The 17,556-nt window shown below is 65.1% G+C and carries 13 protein-coding genes; 7 read left to right on the top strand and 6 right to left on the bottom strand.

Translation table 11 applies throughout. The annotated features are described in order from the left end of the window. Positions 1 to 500: 500 nt before the first annotated feature. The 5 genes from RB623_RS02150 (at position 501) to RB623_RS02130 (ending at position 8,592) form a co-directional block, all read left to right on the top strand. Positions 501 to 2,453, top strand: a complete 1,953-nt coding sequence (locus RB623_RS02150) for a M23 family metallopeptidase (protein ID WP_308055091.1) — start codon at positions 501 to 503, stop codon at positions 2,451 to 2,453. A gap of 199 nt (positions 2,454 to 2,652) precedes the next feature. Beyond that, positions 2,653 to 3,729 (top strand): alpha/beta fold hydrolase, encoded by a 1,077-nt coding sequence (locus RB623_RS02145; protein WP_308055090.1) that lies wholly within the window; start codon positions 2,653 to 2,655, stop codon positions 3,727 to 3,729. Positions 3,730 to 4,021: 292 nt separating this feature from the next. After that, the gene (locus RB623_RS02140; protein ID WP_308055089.1) at positions 4,022 to 5,455 is read left to right on the top strand and encodes a DUF1254 domain-containing protein; all 1,434 of its coding nucleotides are present in this window, start codon (positions 4,022 to 4,024) and stop codon (positions 5,453 to 5,455) included. Positions 5,456 to 5,524: 69 nt separating this feature from the next. Next, complete coding sequence (locus RB623_RS02135) at positions 5,525 to 7,039, top strand: DUF1254 domain-containing protein (protein ID WP_308055108.1); 1,515 nt, start codon at positions 5,525 to 5,527, stop codon at positions 7,037 to 7,039. A gap of 476 nt (positions 7,040 to 7,515) precedes the next feature. Beyond that, entirely contained in the window at positions 7,516 to 8,592 is a 1,077-nt protein-coding gene (locus tag RB623_RS02130; RefSeq protein ID WP_308055088.1) for a class I SAM-dependent methyltransferase, read from the top strand. 72 nt (positions 8,593 to 8,664) lie between these two features. On the opposite strand, the gene RB623_RS02125 is transcribed toward RB623_RS02130, so the two are convergent. The 5 genes from RB623_RS02125 to RB623_RS02105 all read right to left on the bottom strand — a co-directional run bounded on the left by RB623_RS02125 (position 8,665) and on the right by RB623_RS02105 (position 13,819). Continuing rightward, positions 8,665 to 9,903, bottom strand: a complete 1,239-nt coding sequence (locus RB623_RS02125) for an MFS transporter (protein WP_308055087.1) — start codon at positions 9,901 to 9,903, stop codon at positions 8,665 to 8,667. Between the two features lie 379 nt (positions 9,904 to 10,282). Beyond that, positions 10,283 to 11,773: a L,D-transpeptidase gene (locus tag RB623_RS02120; protein WP_308055086.1), complete on the bottom strand. Its 1,491-nt coding sequence runs from the start codon at positions 11,771 to 11,773 to the stop codon at positions 10,283 to 10,285. Between the two features lie 165 nt (positions 11,774 to 11,938). Then, entirely contained in the window at positions 11,939 to 12,304 is a 366-nt protein-coding gene (locus RB623_RS02115) for an MmcQ/YjbR family DNA-binding protein (RefSeq protein WP_308055085.1), read from the bottom strand. A 92-nt stretch (positions 12,305 to 12,396) separates the two neighbouring features. Beyond that, positions 12,397 to 13,563: an MFS transporter gene (locus tag RB623_RS02110; RefSeq protein WP_308055084.1), complete on the bottom strand. Its 1,167-nt coding sequence runs from the start codon at positions 13,561 to 13,563 to the stop codon at positions 12,397 to 12,399. Between the two features lie 13 nt (positions 13,564 to 13,576). Then, entirely contained in the window at positions 13,577 to 13,819 is a 243-nt protein-coding gene (locus RB623_RS02105; RefSeq protein WP_374121622.1) for a DUF1127 domain-containing protein, read from the bottom strand. A gap of 232 nt (positions 13,820 to 14,051) precedes the next feature. On the opposite strand from RB623_RS02105, the gene RB623_RS02100 reads away from it, so the two are divergent. Both RB623_RS02100 and RB623_RS02095 read left to right on the top strand, forming a co-directional pair. Beyond that, positions 14,052 to 14,972, top strand: a complete 921-nt coding sequence (locus tag RB623_RS02100) for an agmatinase (protein ID WP_308055082.1) — start codon at positions 14,052 to 14,054, stop codon at positions 14,970 to 14,972. 25 nt (positions 14,973 to 14,997) lie between these two features. Next, complete coding sequence (locus RB623_RS02095) at positions 14,998 to 16,518, top strand: winged helix-turn-helix domain-containing tetratricopeptide repeat protein (RefSeq protein WP_308055081.1); 1,521 nt, start codon at positions 14,998 to 15,000, stop codon at positions 16,516 to 16,518. A 76-nt stretch (positions 16,519 to 16,594) separates the two neighbouring features. On the opposite strand, the gene RB623_RS02090 is transcribed toward RB623_RS02095, so the two are convergent. Further along, positions 16,595 to 17,413, bottom strand: coding sequence for a hypothetical protein (locus RB623_RS02090; protein WP_308055080.1), 819 nt, complete (start codon positions 17,411 to 17,413; stop codon positions 16,595 to 16,597). Positions 17,414 to 17,556: the final 143 nt, after the last annotated feature.

Genomic DNA, 17,556 nt, shown 5'->3' with positions numbered 1-17,556 from the left:
GCAACCCCCTCCCCACCACCAACAGCCCTCCCGAAAGTACGGTTCCGATTGCTTGTCCGGCGAAGTTTTTGCCGTCGCCCTGCGTTGCCCACCGGCACCAGGCCGGCGGCCGTCGATCAGTCCGGCAGGCGGCAGCCGCCGGCCATCCTCACCGCTCCGGCAGAAGCGCCGGCATCGACGCGAACGTCTTTCCCTCCTCGCATGGTCGGCGGCTTTCCACTGCAGGACAAGGCGTTGCTCGGTCCCTCTTTATATACATGCAATGGAAAGCCATCCGCGGCGACGGCGCGTCGCGGGCCCTTGCTGCGCCCAAGCCCTATTGCCGCCGCATTGGCGGCCCAGTCCTCGCCGACCGCCGGCCGCCTCGTTACAGGATTCGGGGGATCGCGAAGCCGGAGCGTCGCATATTCCAACCGCTTCGTTGACTTGCGGGGCCGCGGCGGGCAATTGTCGTGGCCAACAAAAAGACCGCCGAACCATCGGGGAAATTCGCCCGCGGAATGCAAGAGACCGAGTTGACCATAGCCGAACTCGGCAACGACCCGCCGCTGATCGCGGACGGGCGCGCGGGTCCGCCCGATCGCCGCGAGGTTTCGGCGCGCTGGCTGACGGGCACGTTTCTCACCGGCGTCACCTCGACCGTGCTGATGGGCGTTGCCCTCATCGTCGCGCTCGACGGCCGCGAGCAGCTCGCCACGCCGCCCGAAATCGCCGACATCGCCCCGGTCGCCGATGACGGCGGCGGCGAGGCGGCCAAGACGACGCGGCTGGTTCCGCCGCGCCAGGTCGCTCGCGCCAAGAACAGGCGGCGCATGGAAGTCTCGATGATGACGCGCGTCGGCGACCGCGACGTCATCAAGACGATGCCGTTCGTGCAGATCAAGATGCCGCTCGCCGCCGGCTACAAGACGAACCGCTCCTATCCGCCCTTCGACCCGCTCGCCGTCTTCGCCGAGGACGGCGCCGCGGTTGCCGCCGCCACCACCGGCGCGCAGATCTACGGCTCCAAGATCGAGAGCGAGATGAGCCTGAAGACGATCGATTTCCCGATCGCCACGGCAACCTTCGACGAGCGGAGCGACCTGACCTCGTCCGAGGTCGAGGAGGTGGTGCGCACCGCCGGCGCCTCGCTGACCGACGGCGCCGTCCAGGTCGCCGCCCTGCATTATGTCGACCCGCAGCGTTTTGGCGACGCGCTCGACGCGCAGACGCTCGCCACCGCGTCCTACGGCATCCGCATCACCCAGGAGAACGTGTCGATCGCCCCGCGCAGCGTGGATGTCGACAAGGAACTCGCCTATGCCGAGGACTTGATCCCCTTCAACAGCGACCGCGATATCGCCGAAGCGCTGGCCGACGCCGGTTATGCCGGCGACGATGCCAAGGCGATGGCCGCGGGCGTCGCCGACAGGCTGAACGCCACGACGCTGAGGGCCGGCACCGTGCTGTGCGTCGGGCTGGAAGTGCGTGGTGAAGAAGCCCGCATGGTGCGGCTCGGCGTCTACGACCGCACCCAGCATGTTCTGACCGTCGCGGTCAACGAAAGGAACACCATCGTCACCACGCCCGAGGCCGAGCCGAACCCCGGGCTGCAGACCGCTTTCGACGACACGCCGATCGTCACCGCGCGCGGCGCGCTGCCGTCCATCTATGACGGCATCTACCAGGCCGCCTATTCCTACGGCATGTCGCGCTCGATGACGCGCCAGCTCGTCAGACTGCTTGCCTCCGACGTCGACTTCCAGTCGCGCCTCAGCCCGACCGACCAGATCGAGGTGTTCTTCACCCAGCCGGACGACGCCGACGCGGTGTCCGACGATTCGGAACTGCTCTATGTCGCCACCAATTTCGGCGGCGTGGCGCAGAAATTCTACCGCTTCGCCTCGCCCGACGGCTCCGTCGATTATTTCGACGAGGAAGGCCGCAGCTCGAAGCAGTTCCTGCTTCGCAAGCCGGTGCCGAACGCCGTCTTCCGCTCGGGCTTCGGCGGGCGCAACCACCCGATCCTCGGCTATAATCGTATGCACACCGGCGTCGACTGGGCCGCACCCCGGGGCACGCCGATCATCGCCGCCGGCAACGGCGTTGTCGAAAAGGCAGGATGGGCCGGCGGTTATGGCCGCCAGACCATCGTCCGCCACGCCAATGGATACGAGACATCATACAACCACCAGAGCGGCATCGCCAAAGGCATCAAGCCGGGCACGCGCGTCCGCCAGGGCCAGGTCATCGGCTTCGTCGGCACCACCGGGCTGTCGACCGGCCCGCACCTGCACTTCGAGCTGGTCGTCAACGGCACAAAGGTTGATCCGATGCGCGTGCGCCTTCCTTCCGGCCGCGCCCTGAAAGACGATGACCTCGAGCGCTTCCAGGTCGAGCGCAAGCGCATCGACGACCTGCTCAAGGAAGAGAAAGACGGCAACGGCCTGAAAGTCGCCAGCGCCGGGAAATAGTTCGGACAGTGGCCCACGCATCGTTGCGCCGGACTGCCGGACAGTTTCCCGTAGCCGATCGAGGTTCAACAGGCCGCAAGCCGATCGCCGCGCCTCGCGGATTGCCTTTCCGTCCCAGCCGCCACGCTTGACGCCTCCTCGCACTTTCGCCGCGGACGGCACTACCGCCGGCGACGGTCCGTGCGTAGTGTGCGTGCCCATGGCGCTGCGCCAGTCCATACGGTTCTGCACCTCGCGCGACGGCACGAGGATCGCGGTCGCTTCGGTGGGAAGCGGGCCGCCGCTGCTGCGCGCCGCGCATTGGCTGAGCCACGTCGAATACGACCTCGAAAGTCCGGTGTGGCGGCCATGGCTGTCGGCGCTCTCGGAACACAACACCTATGTCCGCTACGACCAGCGCGGCTGCGGTCTGTCCGACCGGCAGCCGACCGACATATGCTTCCACGCCTGGCTAGCCGATCTCGAAGCGGTGGCCGCCACCATCGGGCAAAAATCCTTCCCGCTGCTGGGCATGTCCCAGGGCGGCGCGCTGGCCATCGCCTTTGCGCTCCGCCATCCGGAACGGGTTTCCCGCCTGATCCTTTTCGGCGCCTATGCGCGCGGCGCGCAATGCCGGGCGGAGAGCGAAGCGGAGCGGCTGGAGGCAAAAACCCTCGTCGATCTGATCCGCGTCGGCTGGGGCCGCGACAATCCGGCGTTCCGCCAGGTGTTCACCAGCCTGTTCATTCCCGGCGGCACGGCGGAACAGCATCGCTGGTGGAACGATCTCGAACGCATTGCCTGCCGCCCGGAGATCGCGGCGCGCACTCTCGAGCAGCTTCACGACATCGACGTCTCCGAAATGGCGGGGCAACTCCAGGTGCCGACGCTGGTCCTGCATGCGCGTGGCGATGCCAGGGTGCCGTTCGAGGAAGGACGCAGGTTGGCGGCGCTGATCCCGAACGCCCGCTTCGTGCCGCTGGACAGCGACAACCATACGCTCCTGCCCACCGAACCGGCCTGGCGCCAGTTCCTGGCGGAGGTCCAGGCCTTTGTAGCGCCTGCATCGGAAGGCGGCCGGCCGGCCGCGATCGATCGTGCGGGCCTGACCGCCGCCGAGGCCGAGGTTTTGGCGCTGGTCGCCGCCGGCCTGGACAACCGGGCCATCGCCGGACGGCTCGGCAAGGCGGAGAAGACAGTACGCAACCAGCTTTCCGCGGTTCTCGACAAGCTCGGGGTGAACAGCCGGTCGGAAGCCATCGTGCTGGCGCTGAAGGCCGAAGCCGGCGGCTCGTGATGTCGATTGCTTGCGCCCTTCCTGCCGGATGATGTCTCTGTTCGAATGTCCGGTTTCGACCCCGTTGCGGAAATGCGCAAGTGGCACTGCGAGATGCATTTTACGCTTCATGGTGACCATTGAGGACAGCTCTGTCGGTCCTTAGAGCCGACATTGGGGCGACCGGCGTCGCGGATAAGTCAGCGCATCGCATCGCGTTCGAGGCTCCAGATCACCCACTCGCAACAGTAATTTACGTTGCCATAGGCCCGGAAGCGACGCACCTTGATGAGGTGTTTTGAAGGGGAATGCTATGGAACTGACCAAACGTAGTTTTATTGCATCGGCCATCGCGGTTGGTGTCTCCAGTTTCCTCGTTGCCGGACCGGTCTTAAGCGCTGAATGGCCGGACATCATTGAGGCCAAGGACATCGCCGAGGAAGGCTTCATCTACGGCCTGCCGCTGGTGATGAACTACGCGGTCATGCAAGAGTTCGCCGTCGACAGGAATTCGGGGCAGTTCAAGGCGCCGTTCAACGAGATTTACAGCTATCACCACGTCGCCACTCCCGAGGATACGGCAGTCATCACGCCGAACAGCGACACGCCTTACTCGTTTCTCTGGCTGGATTTGCGCGCCGAGCCGATGGTTATCTCGGTGCCGGCGATCGAAAAGGACCGCTACTACGCCGTGCAGTTGATCGACGGCAACACCTACAATTTCGGCTACATCGGCACGCGCGCCACGGGGAGCGATCCGGGCGACTATCTGGTGGTCGCTCCCGACTGGAAAGGTGAAACGCCGACCGGAATCAAGAAGGTTTTCCGATCAACGACGCCGTTCACGCTCGCGCTTATCCGCACCCAACTCTTCAACCCCGACGACATGCCGAACGTAGAGAAGATCCAGGCCGGCTACAAGGCGCAGCCGCTTTCCGCCTTCCTTAAACAACCCGCCTCGCCCGCCGCGCCCCAGATCGACTTCCTTCCCGCCACCACCGCCGGGATCAAGGACAACTTCTTCGAATATCTCGACGTAGCCCTGCAGTTCGTCCCCGAGACGCCGAGGGACCAGGCGATCCGTGCGAAACTTGCGAAGATCGGCATCGGTCCCGGCAAGACCTTCGACTTCAAGGAACTATCGCTCGAACATAAAGCCGAGATTTTGATCGCCATGAAGCAAGGTGACGATAAAATCAACAAATGGCTGGCCAGCGGAAACAAACCCATCAACGGCTGGAACGTCAGCTCGCTTCTCGGCGACGAGGCTTTCTACAACGGCGATTGGTTACTGCGGGCCGGAGCTGCCAAGGCCGGGCTCTATGGCAACGATGCAGCCGAGGCAATGTACCCCTTCACCCGAACGGACGCGACCGGGGAACCCCTCGACGGCAGCAGGCACAACTACACCATCACCTTCGCATCCGGCCAGTTGCCGCCAGTGAATGCGTTCTGGTCGGTGACGATGTACGACGGCAAGAGCCAACTCCTGATCAAGAACCCGATCAATCGCTACCTCATCAACTCGCCGATGTTGCCGGGCATGAAGAAGAACGAGGATGGTTCGCTCACGCTCTATATCCAGAAAGACAGCCCCGGCGCGGACAAGGAAGCTAACTGGCTGCCTGCGCCCAATGACACGATCTATCTCGTGATGCGCCTGTACTGGCCGAAGACGGAAGCGCCTTCCATCCTGCCGGCCGGTGCAGGGACGTGGCAGCCGCCCGGTATCGTCGCGGCGCAATAATTTATCCCGACCATGAATTATCCCGACCATGCTGATGCGTGGCGTTGGCTGTCGATGAGGAAAGAGCAAATAATACGAACGACGAGACTAATTTGCGCCAGCGCCGCGATGGTGCTGATAAGCTTGGACGCCGCTTCCGCCGATACACAGACCTACAAGATGACGACGCCTTTCGCACCGGGCGTCGCCGTGCCGGACAAGATCGAGTCGTCGATCGGGCCGCTTAATCTCCACTACGGCTATCCGTCGGAAGATACCGTCGACAAAATCTACGACAACCTCGACCGCTCGCGCGCGCTACAGGCTTATCTGCTGGCGATCCCGATCGTAAATCAGGCCGGCATGCGCGACTCGATTCGCAAGTTCGGGCCTGACAACCAGACCGACGTGATCTGGGAAAATCTGGTCGATCCGAGGTCCGTAGAGCTGACGGCCAACGACAACACGATCTACAACTACGTTTGGGTCGACACGAGCAAGGGACCGCTGGTGGCCGAGATTCCGCCCAAAGTGCTGGGGATGATCGACGACTTCTGGTACAAGTGGGTGGCCGACATCGGCATTACCGGGGCCGACAAGGGCGAAGGCGGCAAGTACCTCCTGTTGCCGCCTGGGTTCAAGGGCGACATACCATCGGGGTATCACGTCGTCCGGCCGAGCACCTTTGGCAGCTACTTCGTTTTTCGCGCCTTCGTCGTCGATGGCTCCACCCAACCCGGGGTTGACTCGGTCAAGAACAACCTGCGGATTTATCCCCTGGCTGAGGCCGCTAACCCGCCGCCCATGAAATTCGTCAATGCCTCCGGAATTCCATCGAACTTCGTCGCACCGGGGGACTATTCGTTCTGGAGCCTGTTGAACCAGGTCATCCAGGAAGAGCCGGCGGACGGTTCTGATCCCACCACCTTGGGCCTGTTCGCCTCGATCGGGATCGTCAAGGGCCAGCCCTTCAATCCCGATGAGCGGATGAAGAAAATCCTCACCGACGCTGCCAACATCGGCGCTGTGACGGCGCGGACGATCGCCTTCAAGGTTCGGGCGAAGGATGCGTATTTCTATCCGGACAGTACGTGGCGCCTGCCGTTTTTCGGCGGCTACAAATTCGAGGTAGCTCCCGGCGTCAGCAACCTCGACGGTGCCGTCTTCTACTATTACTTCGCCATCGGCGTCACGCCGGCGATGGAAGAGAAGATGGTGGGCCAGGGCTCGCAATATCCCTGGTCGGTTCAGGATGCGGAGGGCAATCCCTTTGATGGCGGCAAGACTTACAAGATGCGGCTGCCGCCAAATATCCCGGTCAAGGATTTCTGGTCGGTCATCGTTTACGACAACCAGACCCGCCCGATGGTGCAAACCGACCAGCAAGCTCCAAGCGTCAGTAGCCAGAACAAGGAGGTCAAGGTCAATGCGGATGGTTCGGTGGATGTCTACTTCGGACCCAAGGCCCCGGCGGGAATGGAGCACAACTGGGTGCAGACGATTCCGGGCAAGGGCTGGTTCATGATCCTTCGCCTCTACGGTCCGCTGGAACCATGGTTCGACAAGACCTGGAAGCCGGGCGAAATTGAACTGGCGCATGGGTAGACAGTCAAATCGGGCGGATGGCTTTCATCCGCTCGCTCGATTTACGAGCCGCCTCGCTGGCACACAGCCTACTGCGCGGTGCGATGCGGCAGCAATCCACCCATAGCCGACATTCGAATCGAGACACTGCCGGCAAGCTCTCTCGTAAGAACAGATCCCCGACCGACATCTCTGCGCAGATCTCTTCGACTGTGCCGATTGGCAAGATCGGCTGCCAGGGGCGATGATAGCTGCGCGGCGGCCACGGCAAACGAACCCGGTCGATCCGGGACAGGCCCACCATACCGGCAGCCGTTTTTTCGGAATGCGCGGGACAACCGCCTCATGCCTTCGGCGCAGAAGCACGTCTTTCTGGCCAAGACTCCGCTTCGCCGGCCCGCATGCCGCGGCCGCGCCAGGTGCGTCGAAACCCTCATGGACGGTCCTGCCGCCTTCCCGGCGTCGCCGGGGCCGCACCTTACCTCGGAGGAAACCAGATGGACGCGTCCAAACAGGACAAATTCAACGAAGAGAAACTGAATAGTTTTATCGGACAATTGCTGTCCGATCTCGGCGGCGCCGCCAGCGTCCCGCTGGTCAGGATCGGCGACACGCTGGGTCTGTACCGGCTGCTCCACGAGAAGGGCCCGATGACCCCGGCGGCGCTGGCTGGGGCCAGCGGCTACCACGAGCGCTATCTGCGCGAGTGGCTCAGCGCCCAAGCCGCGTCGAACTATCTTGCTTATGACGGCAAGACCGGCGCCTTTTCGCTGCCGCCCGAACAGGCCATGGTGTTTGCCGTGGAAAGCAGCCCCGTCAACATGATCGGCGCCTTCGATATGATGGCGGCGATGGTCGAGAACCAGAAGATGGTGGAAACCGCGTTCCGCAGCGGCAAGGGCGTGGCCTGGGGCAATCAGGCCGGCTGCCTGTTCTGCGCGGTCGCCCGCTTCTTCCGTCCGGGTTATCTGAACAACCTGGTCTCCGCCTGGATCCCGGCCTTGAACGGCGTCGTCGAAAAGCTGCAGCGCGGCGCCAGGGTAGCCGATGTCGGCTGCGGACACGGCGTCTCGACCATGCTCATGGCGAAGGCTTTCCCGAACTCGACCTTCATCGGCTACGATTTTCACGAGGGTTCGATCGCGGAGGCCAACGCCCACGCCAGGGCGCACGGCGTCACCGGCAACCTGCGGTTCGAGGTCGGCCTTGCCAAGGACTATCCGGCCAGGGACCTGGACCTCGTGACGTTCTTCGACTGCCTGCACGACATGGGTGACCCCCACGGCGCGGCCGCCCATGTGCGGAAGTCGCTGAAACCCGACGGGACCTGGATGGTCGTCGAGCCGATGGCGCAGGACACGGTCGAAGCCAATTTGAATCCGGTCGGCCGGCTCTATTATTCGGCCTCGACGATGATCTGCGTGCCGACCTCGCTTGCCCAGGAAGAGCGCACGGCCCTTGGCGCACAGGCCGGCGAGAGCAAGCTGAAGGACGTCATCCGTTCCGGCGGCTTCGGCAGCGTGCGGGTGGCGACGTCGACCCCGTTCAACATGGTGCTCGAGGCGACCGCCTGAAGGTTCGAACCCTGGAGTTGTGAGCCGCCCGCCGCCGGATCGCCGGCGGCGGGCGCATGTCCGGATCGGCGTTCACGCCGGCTGAAGCTGCTCGCGCTGACGCGATGGCAATGGCGGGAAGGCGAGAGCCACCGCCACCGCCGCGAAGCCGACGCCCACCGAGCCGATGAACATCCAGTCATAGGCGTTGAAGGAATCGAACACCATGCCGCCGGCCCACGGCCCGATCGCCATGCCGATGCTGGAGGCCATGGTCGCGGCGCCGAACACCGCCCCCATCGCCTGCTGCCCGAAATATTCGCGCGCCAGCACCGCGTAGAGCGGCATCACGCCGCCATAGGCGGTGCCGAAGATCACCGCCAGCACGTAGAACTCGGAGAGTTCGTTGACATGGAGATAGGCGCCCATGACCAGGGCCTGCACGACCAGCCCGACGACCAGCACCAGCTTGACACCCAACCTGTCCGCCAGCACGCCGAGCAGCAGCCGTCCGCCGAGGCCCGCCAGACCCTCCACGCTGTAGATGCTGACCGCGGCAAGCGCCGGGATGCCGCAGGCGATCGCATAGGCGACCATGTGGAAGATCGGTCCGGCATGCGCCGCGCAGCACAGGAAGAAGGTGAAAGCCAGCACGAAGAACTGCGGCGTGCGAAACGCCTTCGCCGCCGTCATGCCACCGCTGCCCTCCGCAGCCGGCGCCTCCGCGCCTACCTCGGCGCCGGCCGGCCGCTGCCGCACGAAAAGCGCGGCGGGAACAAGCAGTATCCACGCGGCGACGCCGATCGTCATCATCGCCGTTCGCCAGTCATAGGACGTCAGCAGCCAGGCGGCGAAGGGCGAGATCGTCATCGGCGCTACGCCCATGCCGGCCGACACCAGCGAGACGGCAAGGCCGCGATTGGTGTCGAACCAGGCGGTGGCCGCCGCGATCATCGGCGCGAAGAATGCGCCGGCCGCGAGCCCGACAAGGATGCCGTAGATCAACTGGAACGCCGGCAGGCTGGTGGCGCGGCTGGCCAGCACCAACGCCAGGCCGAGCAGCACCGAGCCGGCAAGCACCACCGGCCTTGCGCCAAACCGGTCGCTGAGTGTGCCCCAGCCAAAGCCGGCCGCGCCCATCACCAGGAAATTGAGGGTCATGGCACTGGAGATGCCGGCCCGCGTCCAGCCCGTGTCGGCCGACATCGGCTGCAGGAAGATCGCCAGCGAGAACATCGCGCCGATGCCCACGCAACTCATCAGCGCGCCGATGGCGACGATGACCCAGCGATAGGAAATTTGCGTCTGCGATTCCGTTGTTGAATGGGACATGAGATGCCTCTTGCTCCGTCGAGGCGCAGCCTGGCCAATCCGGCAGGCAAAAATCCGCCTTCATGCCAATGACGTTCTCGCGGCGGCAAAGGAGACACTTTGAGCGAAAAAATCTGCGGCGGCCGGGCGAAGGCAACGAGGCCATTCGCTTCCATGATCCAACGGCAGCCTGAAGCAAGCTCATCGGCCCCGCAGGCAAGCCGAAAGCTCCCGAAAAGCAGTGAATCGGCGATTTTTGCGGGCCTGTTTCAAGCCCGCGGCGCGATTCCGCAGGCACTTCCGGAATAAGTCGTTGAAATCGCTCGACCTTCCTGACTTCACGCAGTTTTGGCCGAGAGGCCCGACCGTTGAAAAATCAGGGCTTTTCGGCCGTGAGATCTTATTCGACGAATTCGACCATCACCCCGGCCGAAACCAGCTTGGCGAGTTCCTGCGCATCCCAGTTGGTCAGCCGTACGCAGCCATGGCTCTCGGTCTTGCCGATCTTCGACGGGTCCGGCGTGCCGTGGATTCCATAGGTCGGCTTGTCCAACGCGATCCATACCGAGCCGACCGGCCCGTTCGGCCCGGGCGGGATGGTCAGCACTTTGTCGTTTTCGCCCTGCTTGAAGTTAAGCTTCGGATTATACGTGTAATTCGGGTTTATCGCGACGCGCGAGACAGCGTGCATGCCGGTCGGCGACGGGGTGTCTGCCGAGCCGATCGTCGCCGGATAGGCGACGACCAGCCTGTCGTCGGCATCGTAGGCCCGCACCTGCTTCTGGCCCTTGTCGGCGATGATGCGGGTGACCTTGGTGGTGGCGTTGGACCCGAAGTTGGCGACGCGCACAAGCGTGCCCGGTCGGGAGAAATTCGCTTCCGGATTCAAGGCCTTGAGATAGTTTTCGTCCATATGGAAGCGCTCCGCCAGCATCTCGGTGACGGAGGTGAAGCTCATATGCTCCAGCCTGGCCTTCTCGCCGTAGTCGGCGGGAACCGCGGCCACAAAAGGCCCGGCCGCGTCCTCCGGCGTGATTTCATAGAGGCTGAACGCATCCCCACCGCTGGCGGCAAGCGCCGCCTTGATCGCCACGGTGTCCGTGGACTTGAGGTTGGTGCCGGTGAGTTCGCGGTAGGCGGCGAGCGCCTTGTCGACATTGGACCCGAACTTTCCGTCGATAACCCCCGGCGAGGCCCCTGCCCTGTCCATAAGCACCTGAATTGCCGCGACATCCTCGCGCGCGGTGAAATTCAGCGCCGGCGGCGCGGACGGCTGCATCGTCGTGTCGGGACGCGGCTCGACGGTGCCCGTAATGTCCGGGTCGGAGGCGCTCCCATCGCCTGGCTCGACCGACGTGAAGCGCTGGTCATCGAGAGGCCGGCGCTCGATCGTGTCGCCTCGGGCAGTAACCGGTGGGACTTCCCGTTCGGCTTGGGGCGGCGGGGGCGCTTGCGGGAACTCGTCCGAGCGGTAATCGTCGTCTGGCAGGACGTAGTCCGGCTGCTGATAATCCGGAACGGCGTAGCCGTCGTCCAGCGGAACCCAGCCCTCGTCGCGCCGCAGCCGCGCCATGTCCTCCGGGTCGTCGAGATAGTAGCGGTCCTGGCGCCTGATTTCGCGGCGGCGCTCCTCCATGCGCTCGCGCCGCGCGTTGAGGCCGCCCGGCTGGACGGCGATCACCTCGCCGGTGACCGCATCGACGATCACCCGGTTGCCGTTGCCGTCGTAATAGACTTCGGCCTGGCGGTATTGCGCGAGCCGGATCTCGTCTTGCGCGGGCACTGGCCGCGCCTCTTCGCGCACCCACGCCGCGGGCGATTCGGCTGCCGCTGCGGCGCTTGCGGCAAATCCGATTGCCATGGCCGGAACAAAAATCAGCCCGCGAAACATCTTGGTCGCTCTCTCCGGTTCCTTCCCGCCCCACCGCGCCAAGGATGATCGACGGTAACGCGCCTGCGAATCTAGTTGTTCCAGTATGAACGGGGCATGAAGATGGCCGCCAGCATTTTCGTCATGACGGTCGGACCCGTCCCGAGGGAACCTCCGAATCGCCCGTCAAACCTCATTCAGCCCCAGGTCGCTCCGCACCTTCCTCGTCAGCCCAAGAACGACCAGCCGCCGGCTCTCGCGCAGATAGTCCTTGAGCGCGCCGTCGTCCATGGACGCTGCGGAAATACGCTGGATCCATTTCATGCCGCGTGAGGCGAGGTAAGGCGCCGGCCGGCAGCCCGGCTGCTCCTTCAGGATGTCGTAGGCCATCTCGGAAGTCTTGAAGGTGACGGCAAGGACTTCGCCGTCGCTCCATCCGGCGATGGCGAACACCTTGCCGCCGACCTTCCAGACATGCGCGCCGCCCCACTGCACGACATGGGTGGTTGCGGGCAGCGCGGCGCAGAAGGCGTTGTAGTCATCGAGGGTCATGATGTGCTGCTATCGCGGATCGCTGGCATCATGCTGGCTCCCTGTTGGTGGAAGCCGGCATAGCATCGAAGCGGCGGGAGGCAAGCCCTCGATCAGACCCGCCGTCTCCGCGCCATCAGAAACACCGCCAGCACGCCGCACAGCAGGCCGAGCGACAATGGCAGCCCCTGATGTCCGACAAGTTGCATCGCCAGCCCCGTCGCAGGCGAGCCCACGATACCGCCGATGCCCCAGACGAGCGAGAAGGCCGCGGCGCCGGTGATCAGGGCCTGACCGGCAAAGCGCTCGCCGAGTTGGACCAGCGCCATGGTGTAGATGCCGAACGAGACCCCGCCCCAGACGAAAAGCAGCGGCCAGACAAGCCACGAGTTGAACATCACCGGCAGAGCCAGGCAGCCGGCCAGCGAAGCCACTACGCAGAACAGCATGATCTGGGCCGAACCGAACCGTTCTGCCATGCGCCCGAGCACGATCTGCAGCGCTGCGTCACCTGCGATGAAACAGGCGATGAGCGAAGCGATGCGCCCTTCGCCGCTGCCGAGTGCTGCGCCGTAGACCGCGAACAGGGAGATCAGCGTCTGCTCGAAGGCGGCCGCGGCGAAAACCGCAAACAGCAACAGCGGCGCCAGCGCGAAGAAGCCCCCGACCGATGCTGCATCGTCTTCATGAGCCATTACCGGCAGACGCGGCACGATCGCAAACACGATCAGGCCGCAGACCAGGAAGGCCGCGATCCCTATCATGAAGGGCGGCCAGCCCTGCGTGCCGACCAGGCCGAGCGACAGCGGGCCGATGGCGAAACCGGCTGAGACGATCGACGAATAGAGACCCATGACGCGGCCCCGGCGCGAGGGCGGCGTGATCGCGATCAGCCAGGTTTCGCAGATCACGTAAGGCGGCTTGGAGAAGGAGCCGAGCAGGAAGCGCAGCGGCATCCACGCCCAGACGTCCTCGGCCCAGGCAATCGCGGCGATGCTCTGCGCGGTGAGAATTGAGCACAGGATCGCGAGCCGGGCTCCGCCCAGATGCCGCGCCAGAGCCGGCGTGAAGGCCGAGGCGACGATGAAGCCCAGCGGCGTCATCGCCGCCGACAGGCCGATCAGGCCGGGCGTCGTGCCCTGCCGCTCGAGGATGAAGCTGAGCAGCGGATAGAGTACCCCCTGCGCCAGGGCGCCCACCGTGACGGCCGCGATGATACCCGCCATCGCCGCCCAGGGCAGCCGGTCCTCGCAAGGTGCTGTCGTGCTTTCGGCGGTCATTGCGGCATCCGCACTAAGCTCGCCAGAAGGGCTTTGCGATCTCCGCCTCGACCTGCCGTCTCGTCAGACCAATATCGTCGATCAGATGGGGACTGTCCTTCGACCTTTGCGCAAGGTCCCAGCGAAAGCGCATTCGCTCGCTCCATGCTGCAACAAGGTCTCGCAGGGTCGCGATGCCGTCGTAACGCCGCGGGGCATCTGCCGGCCTGACAGGCGTTTCACGCCACGCCGCCGGATGTGGGATCAACCCAAGCATATCGTTCATGGCAACCTCCATGTCGGTCGAAGGCACGGGGCCCTAGACCTGAAAGAGGTTGAATTCTGCGGGATTGGAACGGAGCCGTAATTAAGCGCGCCCAAATAGTTCCAAAAACTTCCAAACGGTCTAAGCTCGCGCCCTACCGGCTTGGCGTCAGCCCCCAATCGCCCCGACGCATCCTGCGCCCTACACCGAAGCTCAGCCAATTCATCAACGAGACGAACGAGACATGACAGCTTCGCCTCCCTTTCTCGGCTTACCCGATCGTCTCGCCAACGGCGGCAAGCCGCGTGCGGTGATCTTCGGAGCCGGTCACGGTAGCACCTATCCCGGCCAGGACAGCAGCGGCTATGCGCTCGCCGCCGACGCCATCCGCGCCGCCAGCCAATTCGATGCCGGGCTCGTCGGACACTGGGATTTCGATCTCGGCGGCCCGCTGTTCAACGGCGGTCCGGTCTGCTGCATCGACGCCGGCGACGTCCCGACCACCATGCATGACAATGCCGGCAACCGGGCCCGGATCGAGGCGAAGACGCGCGAGGTGCTGGCCTTGCAAGCGGTGCCGATCATGCTCGGCGGCGACGATTCCGTGGTCATTCCCTTCCTCGCCGGCTTTGCCGGCCACGGACCGGTCTGGATCCTGCAGATCGACGCCCATATCGACTGGCGCGATGAGGTGCATGGCGAACGCCATGGCTATTCGAGCCCGATGCGGCGAGCGAGCGAGATGCCGCATGTCGCCGGCATGGTGCAGGTCGGGCTACGCAGCGTCGGCAGCGCGCGCCACGGCGAAATCGAAGCGGCACGACGCTTTGGCAGCCGCTTCGTGACCGCCCGCGAGATCCATGCGCAGGGCGTCGAAGCCGCGCTCCGGCATATTCCGGAAGGCGCGCGGGTGGTCGTCACGCTGGACTGCGACGGCCTCGATCCCGGCATCATGCCGGGCGTGGCGGCGCGCACGCCGGGCGGCCTCACTTACACGCAGGCGATCGACTTGATCGCCGGCCTTGGCCGGCAGGCCAGGATTGCTGGCTTCGATCTGGTCGAGCTCTATCCGCCCGCCGACATGGACGGCCTGTCGGCCCAGACCGCCGCGCGGCTTGTCATCAATGCGATCGGCGCCATCGTCCGGCAGGACGGTTCCGTCTGAGCCTCAAAGGCTCTATGGATCCCCTATGCAGGGATCGCGCTTCGCCTTCGGTCCGTTCGTGCTTGATCCGGATGCGGGAACGCTCACCCGGGACGATGCCCCCGTCGCAATCGGCTACCGCGGGCTGAAACTGCTCGCAGCACTGGTCGGACGGCCCGGCGAAATTCTCGGCAAGGCCGAGCTGATGGACGCGGCGTGGCCGGGCACGGCCGTCGAGGAAGGCAACCTCACCGTGCAGATCGCGCAGCTCAGGAAACTGCTCGGTCCGGCCGGCGATGCCGGCAACGGGAGCGGCGAATGGATCGCCACGGTTCCGCGCGTCGGCTACCGTTTTGTGGGCGCCGTCGAACGGCTCGGCGAGGCAAAGCGCAGCCCTTTGCCGCCACCCGGAAAGCCATCGATCGCGGTGCTGCCCTTCGTCAATCTCGGCGGCGACCCCGAGCAGGAGGCCTTCGCCGACGGCTTGACCGAAGACCTGATCACCGACCTGTCCAGGGTCTCCGGCCTGTTCGTCATCGCCCGCAACCCGGCCTTCGCCTACAAGGGCAAGGCGACGGACATGCGCGGGATCGCGCATGATCTCGGCGTGCGCTATCTGCTGGAGGGCAGCGCACGGCGCGCTGCCGGTCGCGTGCGCATCAACGCACAACTGGTCGACGCCGTGAGCGGCGAGCATCTGTGGGCCGAACGCTTCGATCGCGGCCTGGAGGACATCTTCGCCGTTCAGGACGAAGTGACGGCCAGGATCGTGGAGGCCCTGCTCGGCCGGCTGCGCGCGCCGCCGCCGCGCAACCCGCCCAGCAATCCCGAGGCCTACGAACTCTGCATGCGGGCGCGCAAGCTCATGGATGATTCGCCGCGGATGGCGCGGGAAGTGCACCTGATGCTGACGCGCGCGGCAGCGCTCGATCCGCAATACGCCGAGGCCTATCGCTGGCTTGCCATGAACCACTGGATGGGCTGGGTGCATTGGGGCGGGCCGACCGAAGCCAACCGCGAGGTCGCCCTGGAGCTGGCGCGCAAGGCCGTGGCGATCGATCCGGACGATGCAGGCTGCCGCTGGGTCCTGGCCTACCTGCTGGCCTATGAACGCAGCTTCGACGAGGCGGATGCGGAATTTGCCAAGGCGATCGAACTCGACCCCAACGAGGCCGACACCTGGACGGCGCTGTCCGACATCGCGGTGCTTGCCGGGCGGGTCGAGGAAGGCCTGGAACACATCCGCAAGGCGTTCCGGCTAAGCCCGTTTCCGACAAGCTGGTATTATCTGACGCTCGGCCAGGCGCAATATGCTTCGCGGGACTATGGCGCCGCCATCGAGACCCTGCGCCGGGACGAGACCTACCGGACAAGTTCACGCCGTTTCCTGGCGGCAAGCCTTGCCCAACTCGGCCGGCTCGAGGAGGCGCGCGCCGAGGTCGAGTTGTTTCTTGTCGGCAACCCGCATTTCACCACGCGCCACTGGGCCGAGACGGAGCCGTTCCGCGACGCCGCCACGCTCGACCATTTCGTCGACGGTTTTCGCAAGGCCGGGCTGCCGGCGTGAGGGAGCGGCGGGAGGACGCCGGAATTTCCCGCCGTCATCCACAAAACGATCCGGTTTGCCGCCAGTCGGGCCGCGGTCACGAGGTGTCGGGGCGCAGCGCATAATGGGCCAGCGCATGGGCGTGCGCCAAAATCTCGTCGACATCGCGGATGTTGCTCCTGCGCGGCGCGTCCGGTTCGTAGCGCGACAACCGGCCGCCCGGCGGCCGGCCGCCGCGCAGTGCCGAGACGCGATGAATGCGCCCCGCGGCAAGCGCCCGGTCGCGCCGCGCTTTCCAGCGCGCGAAGCGTTTTGCCTGCCCCGGCAGGTCGTCAAGCGCGCCGGCGAGCGCGGCAAGCCGCCGGCCGAGGCGGCCCGCATCGAGCGGATCGTCGGGCAGGGGCGGTTTTCGGGACGGGACGGCAAGGCGCAGGGCATCCTCGGCGATGGAAATGCGCGGCACGCCGGCAGCGGCCGGCCGCCGGCGGCGGCCGCTCCGGCGCTTCAGCGGATCGAGCAGCGGGAATGAGAGCGGGCGGGCAGCGGCCTTACGCGGAACGAGATGGGCCAGATGCGCCGGAACCGGCGCGCCTTGCCGCAGCACGATGCCGGTACCGACACCGTCGCGCACGAAGATGGATGTCGGCTTTGGCTTCGTCGGCCTGGCCTGGCGCGGGCGTGGCGGCGTCACCACGATGCCGCGCGCCAGCACGATGACCAGGCGCCGCGCCGCTGATTCGGCCGGCCGCAGCATTTTTAGTATGGCGCGGTGGAGATGGCGCGGCGCCATTCCGCCGGCCCCGGCGAAGCCACGCGAAACCAGGGTTGCCGCGCCGAATTCGAGCATGGCGACAAGCCCGGCCACGATGCGCCTCAGCGCCTCGCGGTGCTTCTCGATGACTGCGTTCAAGTCCATCGCCGCCTTCCTTGCTTAAAACACCGGCGCGAGGATTGTCGCCTGCGTCGCGGAGGGTGGGGACAGATCGGACGAATTTTTTTCGCCTGAACCAGGCAAGTAGCTGGGAATCATGGGGGAATATTTTTGACCTGCCGGAAAAG

The organism is Mesorhizobium sp. LHD-90 (assembly GCF_030929505.1).
GTDB lineage: Bacteria > Pseudomonadota > Alphaproteobacteria > Rhizobiales > Rhizobiaceae > Kumtagia.
This window is presented reverse-complemented; position numbering and strand designations above follow the sequence as displayed.